This window comes from Cyclobacterium xiamenense (assembly GCF_042140265.1).
In the GTDB taxonomy this organism is placed as follows: Bacteria; Bacteroidota; Bacteroidia; order Cytophagales; family Cyclobacteriaceae; genus Cyclobacterium; species Cyclobacterium xiamenense_A.
This window is the reverse complement of sequence record NZ_CP159481.1, coordinates 4,717,339-4,732,435: the sequence shown is the minus strand read 5'-3', so window position 1 is coordinate 4,732,435 and position 15,097 is coordinate 4,717,339. Positions and strand designations below refer to the sequence as shown.

Annotated in this window: 14 protein-coding genes and 1 riboswitch; of the genes, 7 read left to right on the top strand and 7 right to left on the bottom strand. The window is 50.5% G+C overall.

Annotated features, from left to right (window positions below):
- Positions 1-96 precede the first annotated feature (96 nt).
- From ABWH99_RS19235 to ABWH99_RS19225, 3 genes are read right to left on the bottom strand one after another with little or no spacing between them, the layout of a single operon-like run.
- Positions 97-1,128, bottom strand: a complete 1,032-nt coding sequence (locus ABWH99_RS19235; RefSeq protein WP_375583434.1) for an ABC transporter ATP-binding protein — start codon at positions 1,126-1,128, stop codon at positions 97-99.
- Between the two features lie 10 nt (positions 1,129-1,138).
- Positions 1,139-2,143, bottom strand: coding sequence for an iron chelate uptake ABC transporter family permease subunit (locus ABWH99_RS19230; RefSeq protein WP_375586600.1), 1,005 nt, complete (start codon positions 2,141-2,143; stop codon positions 1,139-1,141).
- Positions 2,144-2,158: 15 nt separating this feature from the next.
- Positions 2,159-3,322, bottom strand: a complete 1,164-nt coding sequence (locus tag ABWH99_RS19225) for an ABC transporter substrate-binding protein (protein ID WP_375583433.1) — start codon at positions 3,320-3,322, stop codon at positions 2,159-2,161.
- 95 nt (positions 3,323-3,417) lie between these two features.
- Positions 3,418-3,637, top strand: a riboswitch (cobalamin riboswitch).
- Positions 3,638-3,805: 168 nt separating this feature from the next.
- Here ABWH99_RS19225 and ABWH99_RS19220 point away from each other — a divergent pair.
- The 5 genes from ABWH99_RS19220 to ABWH99_RS19200 all read left to right on the top strand — a co-directional run bounded on the left by ABWH99_RS19220 (position 3,806) and on the right by ABWH99_RS19200 (position 10,061).
- Entirely contained in the window at positions 3,806-5,701 is a 1,896-nt protein-coding gene (locus ABWH99_RS19220) for a TonB-dependent receptor plug domain-containing protein (RefSeq protein ID WP_375583432.1), read from the top strand.
- The gene (locus ABWH99_RS19215; protein ID WP_375583431.1) at positions 5,698-6,744 is read left to right on the top strand and encodes a YncE family protein; all 1,047 of its coding nucleotides are present in this window, start codon (positions 5,698-5,700) and stop codon (positions 6,742-6,744) included. Before ABWH99_RS19220 ends, ABWH99_RS19215 begins: the two co-directional genes overlap by 4 nt.
- Before the next feature lie 492 nt (positions 6,745-7,236).
- Complete coding sequence (locus ABWH99_RS19210) at positions 7,237-8,097, top strand: NEW3 domain-containing protein (protein ID WP_375583430.1); 861 nt, start codon at positions 7,237-7,239, stop codon at positions 8,095-8,097.
- 7 nt (positions 8,098-8,104) lie between these two features.
- Positions 8,105-9,058, top strand: coding sequence for an ABC transporter ATP-binding protein (locus ABWH99_RS19205; RefSeq protein ID WP_375583429.1), 954 nt, complete (start codon positions 8,105-8,107; stop codon positions 9,056-9,058).
- 10 nt (positions 9,059-9,068) lie between these two features.
- A complete protein-coding gene (locus tag ABWH99_RS19200; RefSeq protein ID WP_375583428.1) occupies positions 9,069-10,061 on the top strand; it encodes an ABC transporter permease in 993 nt (330 codons plus the stop codon).
- 514 nt (positions 10,062-10,575) lie between these two features.
- Here the strand turns inward: ABWH99_RS19200 and ABWH99_RS19195 are convergent.
- The 4 genes from ABWH99_RS19195 to ruvC all read right to left on the bottom strand — a co-directional run bounded on the left by ABWH99_RS19195 (position 10,576) and on the right by ruvC (position 13,642).
- Positions 10,576-11,172: a hypothetical protein gene (locus tag ABWH99_RS19195; RefSeq protein ID WP_375583427.1), complete on the bottom strand. Its 597-nt coding sequence runs from the start codon at positions 11,170-11,172 to the stop codon at positions 10,576-10,578.
- Positions 11,173-12,462, bottom strand: coding sequence for an LVIVD repeat-containing protein (locus ABWH99_RS19190; RefSeq protein WP_375583426.1), 1,290 nt, complete (start codon positions 12,460-12,462; stop codon positions 11,173-11,175).
- A gap of 119 nt (positions 12,463-12,581) precedes the next feature.
- Positions 12,582-12,998: a nucleotidyltransferase substrate binding protein gene (locus ABWH99_RS19185; RefSeq protein ID WP_375583425.1), complete on the bottom strand. Its 417-nt coding sequence runs from the start codon at positions 12,996-12,998 to the stop codon at positions 12,582-12,584.
- Between the two features lie 68 nt (positions 12,999-13,066).
- Positions 13,067-13,642 carry a crossover junction endodeoxyribonuclease RuvC gene (gene ruvC, locus ABWH99_RS19180; protein WP_375583424.1) on the bottom strand — a complete coding sequence of 192 codons (576 nt, stop codon included), beginning with the start codon at positions 13,640-13,642 and terminating at the stop codon, positions 13,067-13,069.
- Between the two features lie 35 nt (positions 13,643-13,677).
- Here ruvC and ABWH99_RS19175 point away from each other — a divergent pair, with 35 nt between their 5' ends.
- The gene (locus ABWH99_RS19175; RefSeq protein ID WP_375583423.1) at positions 13,678-14,799 is read left to right on the top strand and encodes a glycosyltransferase; all 1,122 of its coding nucleotides are present in this window, start codon (positions 13,678-13,680) and stop codon (positions 14,797-14,799) included.
- A 46-nt stretch (positions 14,800-14,845) separates the two neighbouring features.
- The gene (locus ABWH99_RS19170; protein ID WP_375583422.1) at positions 14,846-15,097 is read left to right on the top strand and encodes a hypothetical protein; all 252 of its coding nucleotides are present in this window, start codon (positions 14,846-14,848) and stop codon (positions 15,095-15,097) included.

The following is a 15,097-nucleotide window of genomic DNA, read 5'->3' as shown; positions in this document are numbered from 1 at the left end:
TCAGGTAGGGCTGCCAGAAAACGACGGTAGCAGTACTCACAGACTAGTTTTTTTGCGGGAATGGGTCGAGAAGTTACCTAAGGAAAGAATTTTGTGTTAAAAATGAATATCCTTTTCCGGCCGGTGTTGCAAGAAGCCAATCAGTTCAGAAATACGTCCAAAGAGGTAGTTTTTTTTGGCAAAGGTTGCCCTTATTTCGAAAGGGGAACTGCTGAGATGGATGGAATCCGGAAGCACAAGGTTTGGGTTTTTCCGCAGTGCATTTCTTACCCAGTAAGCCAGGTTTTCGGGCCCTTCGATGGGGCACGCAAGGGGAATCGTGGCCCGAACAATTTTTCCGGAAATGGTGTCTACCTGCCATTTGGCCCCGGGGACGAGTCGCTGTATGCCGCCATTCACCATCAAGTCTTCCGGGCTGCCGGTCAACAGGGGCTGGTTTTCGTTCATCAGCCAAATTCTATCTGCCGTTTCGAGCGCTACTTCCAAATCGTGGGTGACGACCAGAATGGCTTTGGACGCTTTTCTTGCCAGGTCACGCAATAAGTACATGATTTCAAACCGGTTGCTGAGGTCCAGGTGAGCCGTAGGTTCGTCCAGGATCATGACGGGGCTGTCCTGGGCCAGGGCCCGTGCGATCAGGGCGGTTTGCCGCTGTCCGTCACTGAGCGCCGATATCCGTTTTGCTGCGAGGTGGCTGATAGAAGTCCATTCCATCACTTCGGCGATTTTTTCCTGGTCCGGTGGACTTAGCTTGCCCCACCAGCCTGTGTACGGAATCCTGCCCAATGCTACCAAATCCCGGACCGTCATCATACCGGTTGGGATTTTTTCGGTCAGTACCACGGCGATTTTTTTTGCCCGCTCCTTTTCTCCAAGCTGCGCAGTAGCGATGTTCTCCAGCCACACCTCCCCCTGCAAGGGAGGGTGCTGATGCATGATGGCCTTTAGCAGGGTGGATTTACCCACCCCATTCGGCCCCATCAGGCAGGTAAGCTCTCCCCGGTACAGGTCAAAGCTTACCGGATAGGCTACCCGATGTACCTGCGTACCCATGCGGTAGCCCAATTCCAAATCCCTGGCCTTTAATAAGGGTGGATTTTCGGTACTCGTTTTGGTTGCCTGCTCCATTCTCGTAAAGTTAAAACTCCTCACTGAAACTCCGTTTCATGATCAGCCAAATAATCAACGGTGCACCAAAGGCTGTGGTAACGGCATTCAGAGGCAAGCTGCTGGCCATGCCGGGCAGTTGGCTGATGGTATCGCAGGCAAGCAGAATCAAGACTCCCAAGCTTGCTGCAGCCGGAAACAGGATGGCGTGGTTTTGAGTCCGGAATAGAAGCCTGGCCAGGTGCGGTACAGCGATTCCGATGAAGGCTACGGGTCCGCAAAATGCCGTAATGCTCCCGGTAAGTATGCCGGTACTGAGGATCATTACCCAACGCAGTTTTTGGAAGTTGATGCCCATGCTGACCGCATAAGCCTCGCCTAAAAGCATGGCATTGTAGGCTTTGGTCGAACTAATAGCCGGTACCAATCCCAAGAATACGGCTCCTGAAAGAAACGCAAGGTCTTTCCACCCGGTATTACCCAAATTACCCATGGACCAAATGGTAAACTCTTTCAACTCCTCGGCCGCACTGAAAAAGGCCAAAAGGGTGATCGCCGAGGAGGCCGCACTGCCAAACATGAGTCCGACGATTAACAGGGTCATGCTATCTTTTACCTTCCAGGCCGCCAGACCCATAAGTACCAAGACGGCGATTGCGCCCCCACTTGCAGCCAGAATCACCGACCAATACCCCCCGGAATTGCCCAGCAGGTGCCAGCCAAAAGCGGTTCCCGCCATGGTCAGTAAGGCCACGCCCAGTCCGGCTCCCGAGCTAATGCCCAATACGTAAGGTCCGGCCAGCGGATTTCTGAAAAAAGTCTGCATCTGTAAGCCGCTTAGACTCAGACCGACCCCGGCAAGCATTGCCGTGAGGGATTTTGGCAGCCGGTAGTCCACGACGATGATTTCCCAGCTGCTCTTTGTAAACGGGATGCCTCCCAGACGCCGGAGCAGCTCGTTCAATGGAATGTCTACGCTGCCAAGGCTCAGGTTAATCAGCCATAACCCGGCACAGAGAAAGAGCAGGATCGCCAGTCGGGGGGAAACGCGCTATTCATGGAGGCGTTGGAAATAGTGAAAATCACGATCCATGGCCTTCTCCGGATGCAGGATTTTGATCAGGTCCCAAAGTACCCAATCCGGACGGAGGTAGCCCTCCTCAAAATACATCAGTCCACCTGTTTCGCCACGGTTTCGCGTGTAGGTGTATACTTGGCCCTTGGAAAAGGCCCTGAAATCCCGGTATTTTGGGTTGGTGTTTCCCATTTCATCCAAGGACACGAAATCTGCCGCGCCAATCCAATAGCTCGCTTCACGTGCATGATCGAGCACGAATTCGTAATTGAGGGCGAGGCTACCGTGGCCTTTGAGGTGATCGAAGACATAGGCTCCTCCGGCATCCCGAACCAGTTGGGCTACCCAACTGTCCTTTCCCGGAGCATACCAAATGTCTTTGTACAAGGTTCCGGATACTACGGATGGCCGGTTTCCTCCCTTTTTGCTGGCAGCCTGTGTCCGGGCAGCCAGGTATCCGGTCTCTATTCGTGAAAAGATACTGTCCGCAGCCTCCAGTTCGCCCAATAGGGCACCCGTCGCTTTGATCCATTCCGCCCTTCCCAGGGGATGCGGTTCCAAAAATTCCCCGTTCACCACAACAGGAATGCTTGCTGCCTTTAGTTTTTCGGTGAGTTTTTCCACATCTCCAAATCCAGATACCATTACCCAGCCTGGATCGACTGCAATGATTTTTTCCAGGTCCGGAGATGGCCCGGTTCCCAATTCGATGACCTGTCCTGCGGCGATTCGTTTGCGAACCGGTGGGGAAGAAATAAGGTCCAAATTTGGAAATGCCAGCAAGCGGTTTTCGGCACCCAGATAGGTAAGGTGTGGAATTTGGGTGGTTGCCGTGAGCACGAGTTTCTTACTGTCTGCGAAAATGGGTTGGCTACCTTTCGGTAATGGCAGGGAGTCTGAGGTAGCAGAGGTTCGGATTTCATACCATTGATCCAGTCCCGGTTCGAAATGTGTTCTCAATGTATACCCTCTTGCCGTTTTGTACAGGGAAAATCCCTGCGCATAGGTCATGGGTATTTTATTGCTTTCCGAAACGGAGGATGCTTCCGAACGCTTTGCTTTTTCTCCGCAGGAAAAGCCAGCCAACAATAGCAGGTTTATGGCTAGGTACAAGTGAATTCCCGGGTACGATCGCTGCATTTTTGTATTACATTTGATGCCAAAGTAAACCATTGTACCCCCCAATTCCAACAGCTAATTTCTGGTAAAAATTTTTTGAACGCGGATTTTCCCGTAAGTTTGCCTCGATTAATGGTTCCCGAACCTGTACCAGGCTCTCGGGATTAATAGGGAATCCGGTGAAAATCCGGAGCTGTCCCCGCAACTGTAACCCACTTCTGCAGCCAGATTTTGGCGGCAGTGGTTTTCCATCCTCAGCCATTGTCCTTTTACAGGGACGAGAAGGCGGAACAACCAAGGGAAGTCAGGAGACCTGCCATTTTTTGTCGCATTCAACGCTTTCGGGAGAAGGGCCGAGAAGAAGATTTGTATTGGTTGTTATTTCTAGCCGTCGCTGGCGGGCGTGAAGTCATTTTACACGTACGGCTCGCTATTGGTCTGTCCAACGGATACATCTGCTTTTTCTTGTCGTTTCTGTCCGGATGGGAAACAACCGATGGTATCATGGCAGCAGACAAACGAAGTAGTCTTTTTCTGGTAATAGTATGGCTCCTACTGCCTATGGGGGCGTTTGGCCAGGACCTGGCTCAGGATACGGTCGATTTGGATCCTGTGGAGGTAGCTGCGGTACCGATGAGTACCTACGCCTATGGTCAGCGGATTCGGAGCCTGGATCTTTCAGACGCAGCGGGGCCTGCAGGCGGATCGTTGGGAGATCTTCTTCAGGATCGGACCGGACTTTTTATCCGCACCTATGGATCGGGAATGAGTGCTTCCCTAAGCATGCGAGGGACCTCCGCTGGTCATAACGCGTTGTTCTGGAACGGACTCCCGGTCAATAGCCCTTCCCTGGGTCAGGCCGATTATTCCGTTTTTCCGATGGCTGGCCTGGACCAGGTGGACATCCATTACGGAAGTGCCGGTGCGCTTTACGGGACGGATGCCATCGGAGGGGCCGTTCATCTCACCACTTCGCTATCGCCGGACCAGGAGCGGCGTACCCGTGTCAGGAGCCGGCTGGGAAGTTTCGGTAACTGGGGGCAGGAAATCCGTCATCAGCAGCGTATTCAATCCATTTCTTTTCGCACCAGCCTGTATCGAAACGTGCTGTCGAACCACTTTCCCTATAGGGATTGGGCCAGCCCCGATACCCCGGTTCGGTACCAGGACCATGCGGAAGTGCAGCAACAGGGCTGGATCCAGGACATCCGTGCCGACCTGGGAAAAGCCCAGGTATTACAAGCCTCCCTCTGGCTGGGGGAAATCCAGCGGGAGATTCAACCCGTCTTGGGTTCTGTAGGTAGAGATACGCAAAAGGGTGTAAATCTCCGGGCAGTGGTGGATTACATCAGAAAGGGTTCGAAAACGACCTGGAACATCAAGACAGGAGTCGTGCACGACCGCATGGAATTCAATGGAGCGCTCAACCTCACGCGGCAGGCCTTGCTCGCAGTAGAGCTAGACTGGAAACCCTCGAAGCATTGGCAAAGTCGGTCCGGAGTCCGGTATAGTCGTATTCAGGGGGATTTATCCACCTATTCCCATTCCGAACAGCGGATTGAGCTGTATCAGGCAACCAATTACAAGCCTCTGGACAATCTGGGATTTTCCCTGCAATTGAGACAATTGGTGCACGAAGGGCAGTCCGTTCCCTTTACGCCCGGACTAGGGGTTTCCTGGACGTTTCTTTCCGGTCCGGTTCAGCAATGGGAGGTCTCGGCAAATGCATCCAAAGGGTTTAAGGTGCCCACCTTAAACGACCGTTTTTGGATGCCCGGGGGAAATCCAGACCTGGCGTCTGAGCAAAGCTGGAGCAAGGAATTGGGACTGAGCCAGCATTTCGCCGACCATCACTTGGAGTTTAGCAATCGCATTTCCCTTTTTCACATGAGCGTGGATAATTGGATTATCTGGCTTCCTGAGGCGTCGTTCTGGACACCAAAAAATGTCCGGAAGGTAGTAAGCAAGGGCCTGGAGTATTTCATGGAGTGGAAGCTGATGAAAGGAGCATGGGGCCTGGCCTGGGAGGCGGATTATGCCTGGACTCGTACCAGTAACCGGAGCGTAGCAACGGGAAATGAGGAGGACCTGGGCAAACAGCTGCCATACGTTCCCCGCCATAAATTACAGCTGCGCTGGACCCTTACAAAAGGCCGGTTTTCCGGATTTGCGTCGGGACAATACACCGGGCAACGCTTTGTTACCTCCGATAACCGAACCGCGCTTCCGGCCTACACGCTTTGGGGAGCGGGGATTTCCCAAACGTTTTCCTGGAAAGAATCGGTCAGCGGGACAGTTGGGCTAGAGGTTCGTAATCTGTGGAATACCGACTATCAGGTACTACAGCTACGGTCCATGCCCGGAAGAAATTTTCAACTCACGATACAATTAGATTTATGAAAAATGTGAAGGTAGTCTTTGGCAATCTGTTTTTCGCCTTGCTGGCATGTTGCACGACGGATCCGGTAGACCTTCCGCGAGGTGCGTATGGCGAAGGAGTCTTGGTGATCAATGAAGGAGCATTCGGTGCCAATGACGGGGAGATTTACCATTACGATACCGAACGTGCAGCGATGGAATCTTCTATTTTTAAAAGGGCCAATGCGCGGCCCTTTGCCGGGCTGATCCAAAACATGCGCTCCTTCGGGCCTTACTATTACCTGGTAGCCAACACAGGAAAGGTGGAAATCGTACGGGCCGCGGATTTCGTGAGTGTCGGTGCGATAAATGGAGACCTGGTCAATTCCAGGTCCCTAGTGGCTACAGAGGGGAAATTATTTATTAGCGATTGGGGCGAATACGACGAAAACTGGAACAATCCGGATTCATTTATCGCCGTGGTAGACGGCCTGGAGGGCGGACCGGTTCGCATGAAAATCGCTATTTCCTCCAGGCCCGAGGGCATGGCTATCCGTGGGGGGCGTATTTTGGTAGCTTGCCAGCAGCAACAGCTGATTTCGGTCATTAATCCCGAAACAGAAACCCTGGAAAAGTCCGTACCCGTAAGCGGCACGCCTTTTTATTTCTTTGATTACGAAAATCGCACCTATGTATATGCCCGTGATGCAACAAGCGTCTACCTAAATCGGCTGAACCCGGTGACATTTGAGCTGGAAGAAGTACATAGCTTTGGCGTTGAAAATAGCATCTACAATGGGAATTTTGCCCTTTCCGATACGGGCGTATTATTTGTCATTAGCAACCAGGCCAATGAAGATGTGGTAGTGATGTTGTCCCTGAATACGGGAACAGTTTTGGAAGAGCGGTTTTTTTCTGGAAATAATTTCTACGGATTGGGATACCATGAGGCGACGCAAACCCTGTATGTGGGAGAACATGCCGGATGGCAGGGAAACGGATCGGTGTTGCGGGTTAATTCAGCCGGTGAACGGGTAGATCAATTGCCCGCAGGAAGAGGACCCAGTGGCTTTTATTTTCCTTGATTTCGAGAGATGATCCAATGGCAGGGCGATGAAAGGCTGGCTTCTTTCCAACGCGCGCTGAGGGCGAGTTTTTTTGAATACAGATGTTCGCATCATTCCTCTCACCCGCTGTAGTTTGATGGGTCAGGCTGTGCGACCGGTTTGCATTTCGTATTCCAGGGCGGACTTGCGTTCCTGACCCGGATTAGCTTCCTTTCCCGGCAGCTTGCGCCTGTCGAAGCCCTTTTTGCTCGGGATGGCGCCTTTCGATGATGGGTACTTGCGATAATTGGGTATTCGGCTCCACAACCGCATTTGTGCAGGCAGGGAGCATTCGGTAGTCTGGGAGTCGGGCCTTTCGGTATTTGTTAAAAAATGTTAATTTCTCGATTTGGGTCTTGTGTAAATTCTGCTTCTCACATAAACTTGCCAGCGCAATTCTTGAAGTTATCTCAAGGTAAATAGGGTAGATTTTAATGGTATTAGTTTAATCTATAAATTTCACTTATTTATATGAACTTAGAAGGTAATTTTAACACAAAGGGCTCCAGATGGAGCATGGATTGTTTTTCTGCATTAATGGTTATTGCTTTCCTGATCCTGTCTCCCTTCCGGGCGGCGGCACAGGAATTTGAGGACGGGTCCTCGTTTACAGCAAGTTTGCTCAATATCGAAGCACCTGTCAACGAAACTTTCCGCTATCAGGCCACACTTACGAATAACTCCGATGAAGCGCGGGTATACCAACTAAGTGCAGAAATGCCCGAGGGGTGGCGGGTGGTATTCAAGGCCAGGGGTAGTCAGATCACCTCGCTAAACGTGGAAGGAGGGCGTACAGAAAGCCTTACCATCGAAATACGACCCGCCTATGGGGCAGCGCCTGCCAAGTATCCGGTATCCGTGCAGGCCCGCGCAGCCAATAAGACACTCACCCTTGCGCTAGAGGCAGTAGTAGAAGGATCCTATGAATTGGAGCTCACGACTCCCACGGGCCGTCTGAGTGGCGAAATCACGGAGGGAGAAAAGGCAGAAATCCTCCTTCAGGTCAAAAATATGGGTTCATTGGCCTTGAACGACATTACTTTTTCATCTCAGACACCACCCAATTGGCAGGCTACCTTTTCTCCGTCTGAAATTCAACAGCTGAATCCGGGAGAGACCAAGGATGTGATCGCCACATTGTCCGTTCCCGACAAGACGTTGGCCGGGGATTATGTCAGTAAGTTTACTGCCAAAAATACACCGAGCACCAGCACAGCAACTTTTAGAATGACGGTCAAAACCTCTATGCTTTCCGGATGGGTGGGCATATTGGTGATTTTGCTAGCGATCGGTTTTGTATTTTACCTCATCCGAAAGTTTGGAAGGAGATAAATGTGTTATGGAGAACCCAATCATACAATTGAAGCACCTGACAAAAAGTTATGGAGACTTCAAAGCGGTGAATGAATTGGATCTTACGGTAAACAAGGGGGAAATATTTGGATTATTGGGCCCCAACGGTGCCGGAAAGACAACGACCATACTCATGTTGATGGGACTGACGGAACCCAGCTCCGGCACGGCTCGCGTTTGCGGATTTAATGCATCCAAAGACCCGCTATCTGTCAAGCGCCTTGTGGGTTATATGCCGGATAGTGTTGGTTTTTACGATACCATGACGGCCCTTGAAAACCTGATGTACGTGGGAGAACTAAATGGGATTCCACGCACTGAAGTGGAACAACGAGCCCTTGCTACCCTGGAGCTGGTAGGACTGTCCGGAGAGGCCATTCATAAAAAGACGGCTGCGTATTCCAGGGGAATGAAGCAGCGTCTGGGCTTGGCAGAAGTGCTTATCAAAGATCCGGAGGTCATTATCCTGGATGAACCGACACTGGGTATTGACCCCAGTGGCGTGAAGGAATTTCTGGGCCTTATTTTGCGCCTGAGCCGTGAGAAGGGACTAACGGTATTGCTTTCCTCCCATCATCTGCACCAGGTGCAGCAAGTTTGTGATCGGGTAGGGATTTTTGTAAAGGGAGAACTGCTCGCTGAAGGTACCATTGATACACTTTCGAATCGGATTTTTGCTGAAAAATCCTACGAGGTCCATGTCAATTTGGAAAATGCCATCGATCTGCCCTGGAAGGATGAGGAGGAAATGCTTCAACTGGAAGCGGTGCAACAAGTACGGGTACAAGAGCAGCTAATCGAGGTGATAAGCAGCAAGGACCTGACCCCCGACATTGTTCGGTTTTTTGTACACAAAGGTTACGATGTTTCCGGTGTCCAGAAAAAGGAGTATGGATTGGAGGAAATTTACGAAAGGTATTTTGAGAAAAATCTAACGTAAAAGAAGAGCAATGAAAGCAATCAGGGATCTATTTGAAAGTCATTCTTCTACAACGAGAGAAACCCGCCAACATCCCTTTTGGGTGATGGTACGAAAAGAAATTTCGGGTCATATTCGTAGCTGGCGATTTTTGGTGCTGCTCCTACTCATACTTTTGACCTTTTGGGGTAGTATATCGGTGGCCATGAGCAACATACGCGAGGTAGTGAGCAATGCAAAGGACCCGGATCGCCTGTTCCTGTATTTGAAGTTGCTTACCACTACCGAGGGCACGTTACCACCGTTCCATGTCTTTCTGAATTTTCTGGGCCCCATCGTGGGAATCAGTCTCGGCTTTGATGCGATCAATTCTGAACAACAAAATGGGACATTGACCCGCATCATGGCGCAGCCGATCTATCGGGATAATTTGCTTTTGTCAAAATTTGTCAGTGCGCTGACGTTGGTTGGAAGCTTACTGCTGACACTCTCTTTACTGATGATCGGTGGTGGCATTTTGATCACCGGCGTACTCGTCGAAGCAGAGGAGGTGTTTCGAATTGTTGGATTTACCATCCTTTGCACCGTGTACGTGGGATTTTGGTTGGGTCTTTCTATTTTATTGTCGATCGTTTTCAAACAGGCTTCCACCTCCGCGCTGACGGCAATTGGCATTTGGCTGTTTTTTACCGTATTCTACCAAATCATCATTGACCTGATTGTTCCGGCCGCCAATGAATTTTCGGAATCGGATGTGATTCGGTACAACCGACAGGTTTTAAGCCTGTTGCGCCTCTCGCCCATTCAGCTTTTTACCGATGCGACGACTACCTTACTGATGCCTTCGGTTAGGAGCCTGGGACCGATTACGATGGAACAAATGGCCGGTGCCATCCCCTCACCACTTCCCTTGCGAGACAGTCTGATGATCGTGTGGCCGCAGGTCAGTGGCCTGATTGCTGCCACTACGATGTGTTTTGCTGCTTCGTATTATTTATTTATGCGTCGGGAAATAAGGGGATAATCCCGACCGAAGGGAGGAATGCGATTTGCCAAACCCTGGGGAGCGGTTTCTTCGCCGGGATGAAAAAGCTGCCCGGAAGAGTAGGCATAGGGACAGCCATTAATTCAAGCCCTAGTAGTGTCAACGCCCGCAGCCGAAAAGGCCAGGAAAATCCCTGACAAGCAATGCAGATTTGTGGTGAACATAACGATTGATACACCGATCGCATGGATCAATAGGATCGGCACTGGATTGAATACGTTGTATCTTCTTGCTGGTATCGCAGTCATCAGCGGAAAAACCCCGCCAAATATCGATTTGGAATGGCATACCGCTGCTTTTTCAAAAAAAAACTTTTTTCCTACAGTTGTTCAGCCGGACCCGGCAAGAGAAATACCTTATTTGTTTCGGGAATTGATTCGCCGGGAGGCCGCTCAAAAATCAACACTCTACACGAAAAATAAAAAAAAAATAGCATCAACGAATACAAGAAGCCCCGATCATTTGCGGGGCTTCTTGTTGCTTTTGTCAATTTTCAAAACCAATACCCCAACCGGTACACCACGTTATTGAAGGTGATTTTATCCCTTGCATAATAGATCCAGTCTTCCGGGCGACTGGGATTGGGCATCGGGACCATGGGATTGGCCGTGGTGAGGTGGTAGATTTGCCGTTTATAGGACAGGCTGATTGTCCAGAAATTGGACCGTTTCGTTTGTAGGCGTAGCCCAATGCTGCCCTGCCCCATGAATCCTCCGTCCTGCCAGCGGTGTTCGTCCCATTCGGTAACCACCGTTGGCTCCAGGATGGTAGACCCGTAGCCCAAATCAAGGGCCCCGTATACCTGCCAGGTATCTTGTGGATTGACCAGGGTCCGCCAGCTCATGGCCACTGGCACCACAGAAAGGGCGCCGTATTGATCCAGGCCGGTCAAGAATCCAAACGCATGCCTTTCAGAAAGCTTAAAACCATTAAAGGTTTGGAAGGTAAAATTGGTTCGGTTTCCGAAATCGTCTCTCCCGCTCAGAACGCCCACCTCAGAATGATGGGTAAAAGGTAAGGCCTGTCCCCAGCTGTTAAAAGGACAGGCCAAATAGAGGGTTGCTGCAAAAATGATATAAATGACTTTCATTTAACGAAAAGACACATTGATACAGCTTAATTTTTTCAGCTTTTCCGGATCGGAATAGTCAAACTGACAAACACCATCCGGGCCAATCACGATCAGGGATTTGGGTCCGGGGATGATGTCTATGGCGGAAAAATCATCCAGATGCTCCAATTGGTTGTTGGTGATATCCAACACATCCGCTACGTTAAAACTCTTCAGACCGTGTTCACCTTCTGCAAGGTACAAATAATCTCCCAAAAGACCCAGCCCATGTGGATTATCCATCGGGTAGGATTTAATCAACCGCGGTTTGTACAGGTCGGTGATGTCCAGCACATGCAGTTCATCCACACCCATGCGGCACATCGCCCCGCTCCGAAGGGTGACAAAGGCATGGGTATCGTTGACTACCACCGGATCGCAGGAGGTAACGTGTTCGTATACTGCCATTTTCTTCGGGTCGGAGGGATTGCTCGCATCGTAAATATGCATGCCCGTCATGGAACCGATAAAAAGGTTTCCTTTAAATGGAAAGATGGTTTCAATGCCCCAACCCAGGTTGATGTTTTTCAGGTAGTGTGGGTCGGTGGGGTCTTCCACATTGAAGACGCGAAGGTCGTAATCGTCTACCGTGTACAAATGACCCGACAATAAGGTGAAGCGAGCCATGGATCCACCTTGCCCGTAATTTTGTCCGCCAGTTCTGCTCGCATCGCTACTTGCAAACGCCATGGACTCAAAGGCCAGGAAGTCCGTTCGGATAGCTGGCCGCCCCCAGCTGGACCACATCATGTTGGGATCGGTAGAAGTGATCAGGGTATCCTTGAAGGTAATGATCGTACCGGTCTCCTCGTTGGAATACAGGTTGGGAAACACATCCTCCTCCCGTTTTACCAGTTTAATATCTTGCGGATCGGATATATCAAAGGCCAGCAGGTCCACGTAGTTATCGGCATACAATATGTGATCGTTGATAGCCAGATCTCCCGTTCCGGGTATATTGATAAAATTCAAATTACGGGGGCTGGCAGGATCGGTATTGTCCAAGATGTGAATGCCTTTTCCCGGCTCGGATACAAAGAGGTAGTCCCCGAAAATGTAGATTTTACCGGGATTATCCAGTGGCTTGGGTGGTTCGATGATGATGTCTGCTTCACGGAAGGTATTCACCTGAAGGAACACAGGCACCTGCGTTTGATAGGTGTAGCTGGATTCCAATTGGTCTTCGCAAGAAGGGAAGAACACGAGCAGCAGGACCGAGAATAAGACCGGAAGGCTGCGTTTGACTTTTTTTTGTACCTGTGTTTTCATGGCCATTGGGAATTGATTTGAAAAGGTTTTTTGGAGGCATCTCAATCAAATGCTTTTCCCTGAGACGCAATGAATTGTAAAAGTGCGACAGCCGAACCAAAATTTTTTTCTCATTTGGTTTACCGTTCCAGGTCTTTTTCCATGACTCGTTCAAATCCTTCCAGAAAATCGATGTATTTTTTTACAATGTTCTCGCTCAGGGAACCGAGGTAATCCCCGGGATAGAGGGGATTGTATTTGATACGACAGATAATCATGTCCAGCCATCCCTGTCCATCGTCGATCAGATTCGCATGGAAGGCTTCCACTGTGGCATCACGGGACCCGGAAAAGGGAGGTTTCCCTTGTTTTCTAAAATAGGCAGCGATGGTTTCCAGGGCCGCGTCATGGGCTTTTTCAAAGGACCTTACAATGTCAGCCCGAGTTCGGTCGTCCATGCCGCGACGTTTGCCTTCCTGTATCAGGTCCCGTAAGTCATTGAGTTGTTCGACAAACTTGGCATAACAATTTTCACAATCCAATTCCTTTCGTTTCATGAGCATTCCATTTACATCGATAGGAGTCAATGTACCAATTACTGATTGAAATCGGAATAGTTAGGTGATTATTTTTTCACCCGGTCGGGGTTTTCGCTAAGGAAGGATTTCCAGCCGGCGTTTCTTCCCCGTGTTTGGATCCGACCCTCGTGAAAGTGGTGGCAGAGTGCCACGGCCAGAGCATCCGTTGCATCGAGCAATTGGGGAAGTTCCCGAAGGTTGAGAAGGGTTTTAAGCATTTCTGCCACTTGCTCCTTGGAGGCGTTGCCGTTTCCTGTGACCGATTGTTTGACCTTCTTTGGCGAGTACTCGGTTATGGCTATTTCTTTGGCCAGTGCGGCCGCCATCGCCACTCCCTGTGCCCTTCCCAGTTTGAGCATGGACTGGACGTTTTGCCCATAAAAGGGGGCTTCGAGCGCCACGGCGTCCGGAGAAAATTCCTCCAAAATGCCGCTTATTTTATCGAATATTTTCTTCAGCTTCAAGGCATGATCGCTGTACTTTTTCAAATGAATGACGCCAAATTGAAGAACCGAGTAGCTATTGCCTGTTACCAGCAATAGCCCGTAGCCCATCACCGTGGTCCCCGGATCGATGCCTAAAATTATTTTTTCCTTTTGCTGATTTTTCGCTTCTTTACCCATCGGTGCAATTTACGATAATTCTTTCAAAGCAAGACATGGGTTTACTTATCGCTGCCGTAGTAATTTTGATCCTTTCAAGCTACCTGGCAGGCCTGTTTTTTCTTGCTTTTACCTGGAAGCGTCTACCTCCGTCTGAATTAGGACCAGAAAACCAACGACCGGATTGTACGGTACTGGTTCCTTTCCGAAACGAACTCCCAAACCTTCGGCGGTTGCTTCCCCACCTGGCCCGGCAGCTTCCCAATGGCCTGCCGGTCATTTTCATCGATGACCAAAGTGAAGATGGAGGAGAAGCTCTGGTACAGTCCTTTATCAGCAAGCGGGTTATGGGGGATTGGCTGTGTATCCGTAGTGAAGGAGTGGGAAAAAAGGCCGCTTTGCGTACGGGTATCGCACGGAGTACTACCGCCCTGATCCTGACTACCGATGCGGACGTACAGGTCCCGCCAACCTGGGTTCGGTCCATGTCGGCTTTATTTAAGCATTCCGAGGTGCAATTGGTGGCGGGCCCGGTAATCGCCACCGAGGGACCTGGAGTCTTTGGCCGGTTTCAGCCCATCGAATGGGCGAGTATCGGACTGATAACGGCCGTATCGTTTTTCATGGGAAATCCGCTGATGTGCAGTGCTGCCAACCTGGCCTTCCGCCGCGCAGCTTTCCACCGGGTTTCCGGGTACGAAGGAAATGAACACCTCCTGACGGGAGACGACGAGTTTCTAATGAAAAAAATACGTGCCGAATTCGGCGCGTCTGCCTTGCGGTACAGCGCCGCACCGGAATCGCTGGTAACAACCCGACACCTGCCGGGGGTAAATGCCTGGATTGCTCAGCGTAGCCGATGGGCCAGCAAATGGAATGCCCACCGGGATGGGGGGCACGCCGCGTCGGCCGGTTTTTTAGTAGTTGCCAGCCTATGCCAATTGGCGGTACTCCTGCTTTCCTTGCTGCAATGGCCATTTCTCGGCTGGACCGTGCTGTATTGCGCGCTAAAATTCTTCCTGGAAAGGCGGGCCTTGGGTCGGTTTCTTCGGTACTTCGGTAAGCCGGTGCGCAACCTGGACTTGTTTCTGGCCGGTTGGTTGTACCCCTTGCTGGTAGCCCTGACCTTTCCCCGGGCGATTTCAGGAAAATATACCTGGAAAGGAAGGAAAAACTAATCAATCCCTTATTTTTGTCATTCCACCTAACCAATGGGCGCATAAAATGACCGACGACGAATTTGACCTGCTGGACGAATTGTATTTTCTTCAATCGTACGATTACCTGAAAAAGAAGCTGGGTTGGGAGGACGAGCGGCTGTTGGTCACCCTGGACCTGCTGCTGAAAAAAGCATGGATTAAGTGCTACTCGAGCCCGGAGGAAGAGTTATTCACCCCGCCTGCGTTGAATGAGAGCGGCAAAGAGCTGCATTACCTGGCTACCAAACAAGGGCTTTTGAGACACAATACCCTCTGA

Bases quoted from the DNA above. Each gene is read 5' to 3' on its own strand.
- ABWH99_RS19235 (WP_375583434.1), bottom strand. From the start codon at position 1,128: ATGGAGCAGGCAACCAAAACGAGTACCGAAAATCCACCCTTATTAAAG.
- ABWH99_RS19225 (WP_375583433.1), bottom strand. From the start codon at position 3,322: ATGCAGCGATCGTACCCGGGAATTCACTTGTACCTAGCCATAAACCTG.
- ABWH99_RS19220 (WP_375583432.1), top strand. From the start codon at position 3,806: ATGGCAGCAGACAAACGAAGTAGTCTTTTTCTGGTAATAGTATGGCTC.
- ABWH99_RS19215 (WP_375583431.1), top strand. From the start codon at position 5,698: ATGAAAAATGTGAAGGTAGTCTTTGGCAATCTGTTTTTCGCCTTGCTG.
- ABWH99_RS19210 (WP_375583430.1), top strand. From the start codon at position 7,237: ATGAACTTAGAAGGTAATTTTAACACAAAGGGCTCCAGATGGAGCATG.
- ABWH99_RS19205 (WP_375583429.1), top strand. From the start codon at position 8,105: ATGGAGAACCCAATCATACAATTGAAGCACCTGACAAAAAGTTATGGA.
- ABWH99_RS19200 (WP_375583428.1), top strand. From the start codon at position 9,069: ATGAAAGCAATCAGGGATCTATTTGAAAGTCATTCTTCTACAACGAGA.
- ABWH99_RS19195 (WP_375583427.1), bottom strand. From the start codon at position 11,172: ATGAAAGTCATTTATATCATTTTTGCAGCAACCCTCTATTTGGCCTGT.
- ABWH99_RS19190 (WP_375583426.1), bottom strand. From the start codon at position 12,462: ATGAAAACACAGGTACAAAAAAAAGTCAAACGCAGCCTTCCGGTCTTA.
- ABWH99_RS19185 (WP_375583425.1), bottom strand. From the start codon at position 12,998: ATGAAACGAAAGGAATTGGATTGTGAAAATTGTTATGCCAAGTTTGTC.
- ruvC (WP_375583424.1), bottom strand. From the start codon at position 13,642: ATGGGTAAAGAAGCGAAAAATCAGCAAAAGGAAAAAATAATTTTAGGC.
- ABWH99_RS19175 (WP_375583423.1), top strand. From the start codon at position 13,678: ATGGGTTTACTTATCGCTGCCGTAGTAATTTTGATCCTTTCAAGCTAC.
- ABWH99_RS19170 (WP_375583422.1), top strand. From the start codon at position 14,846: ATGACCGACGACGAATTTGACCTGCTGGACGAATTGTATTTTCTTCAA.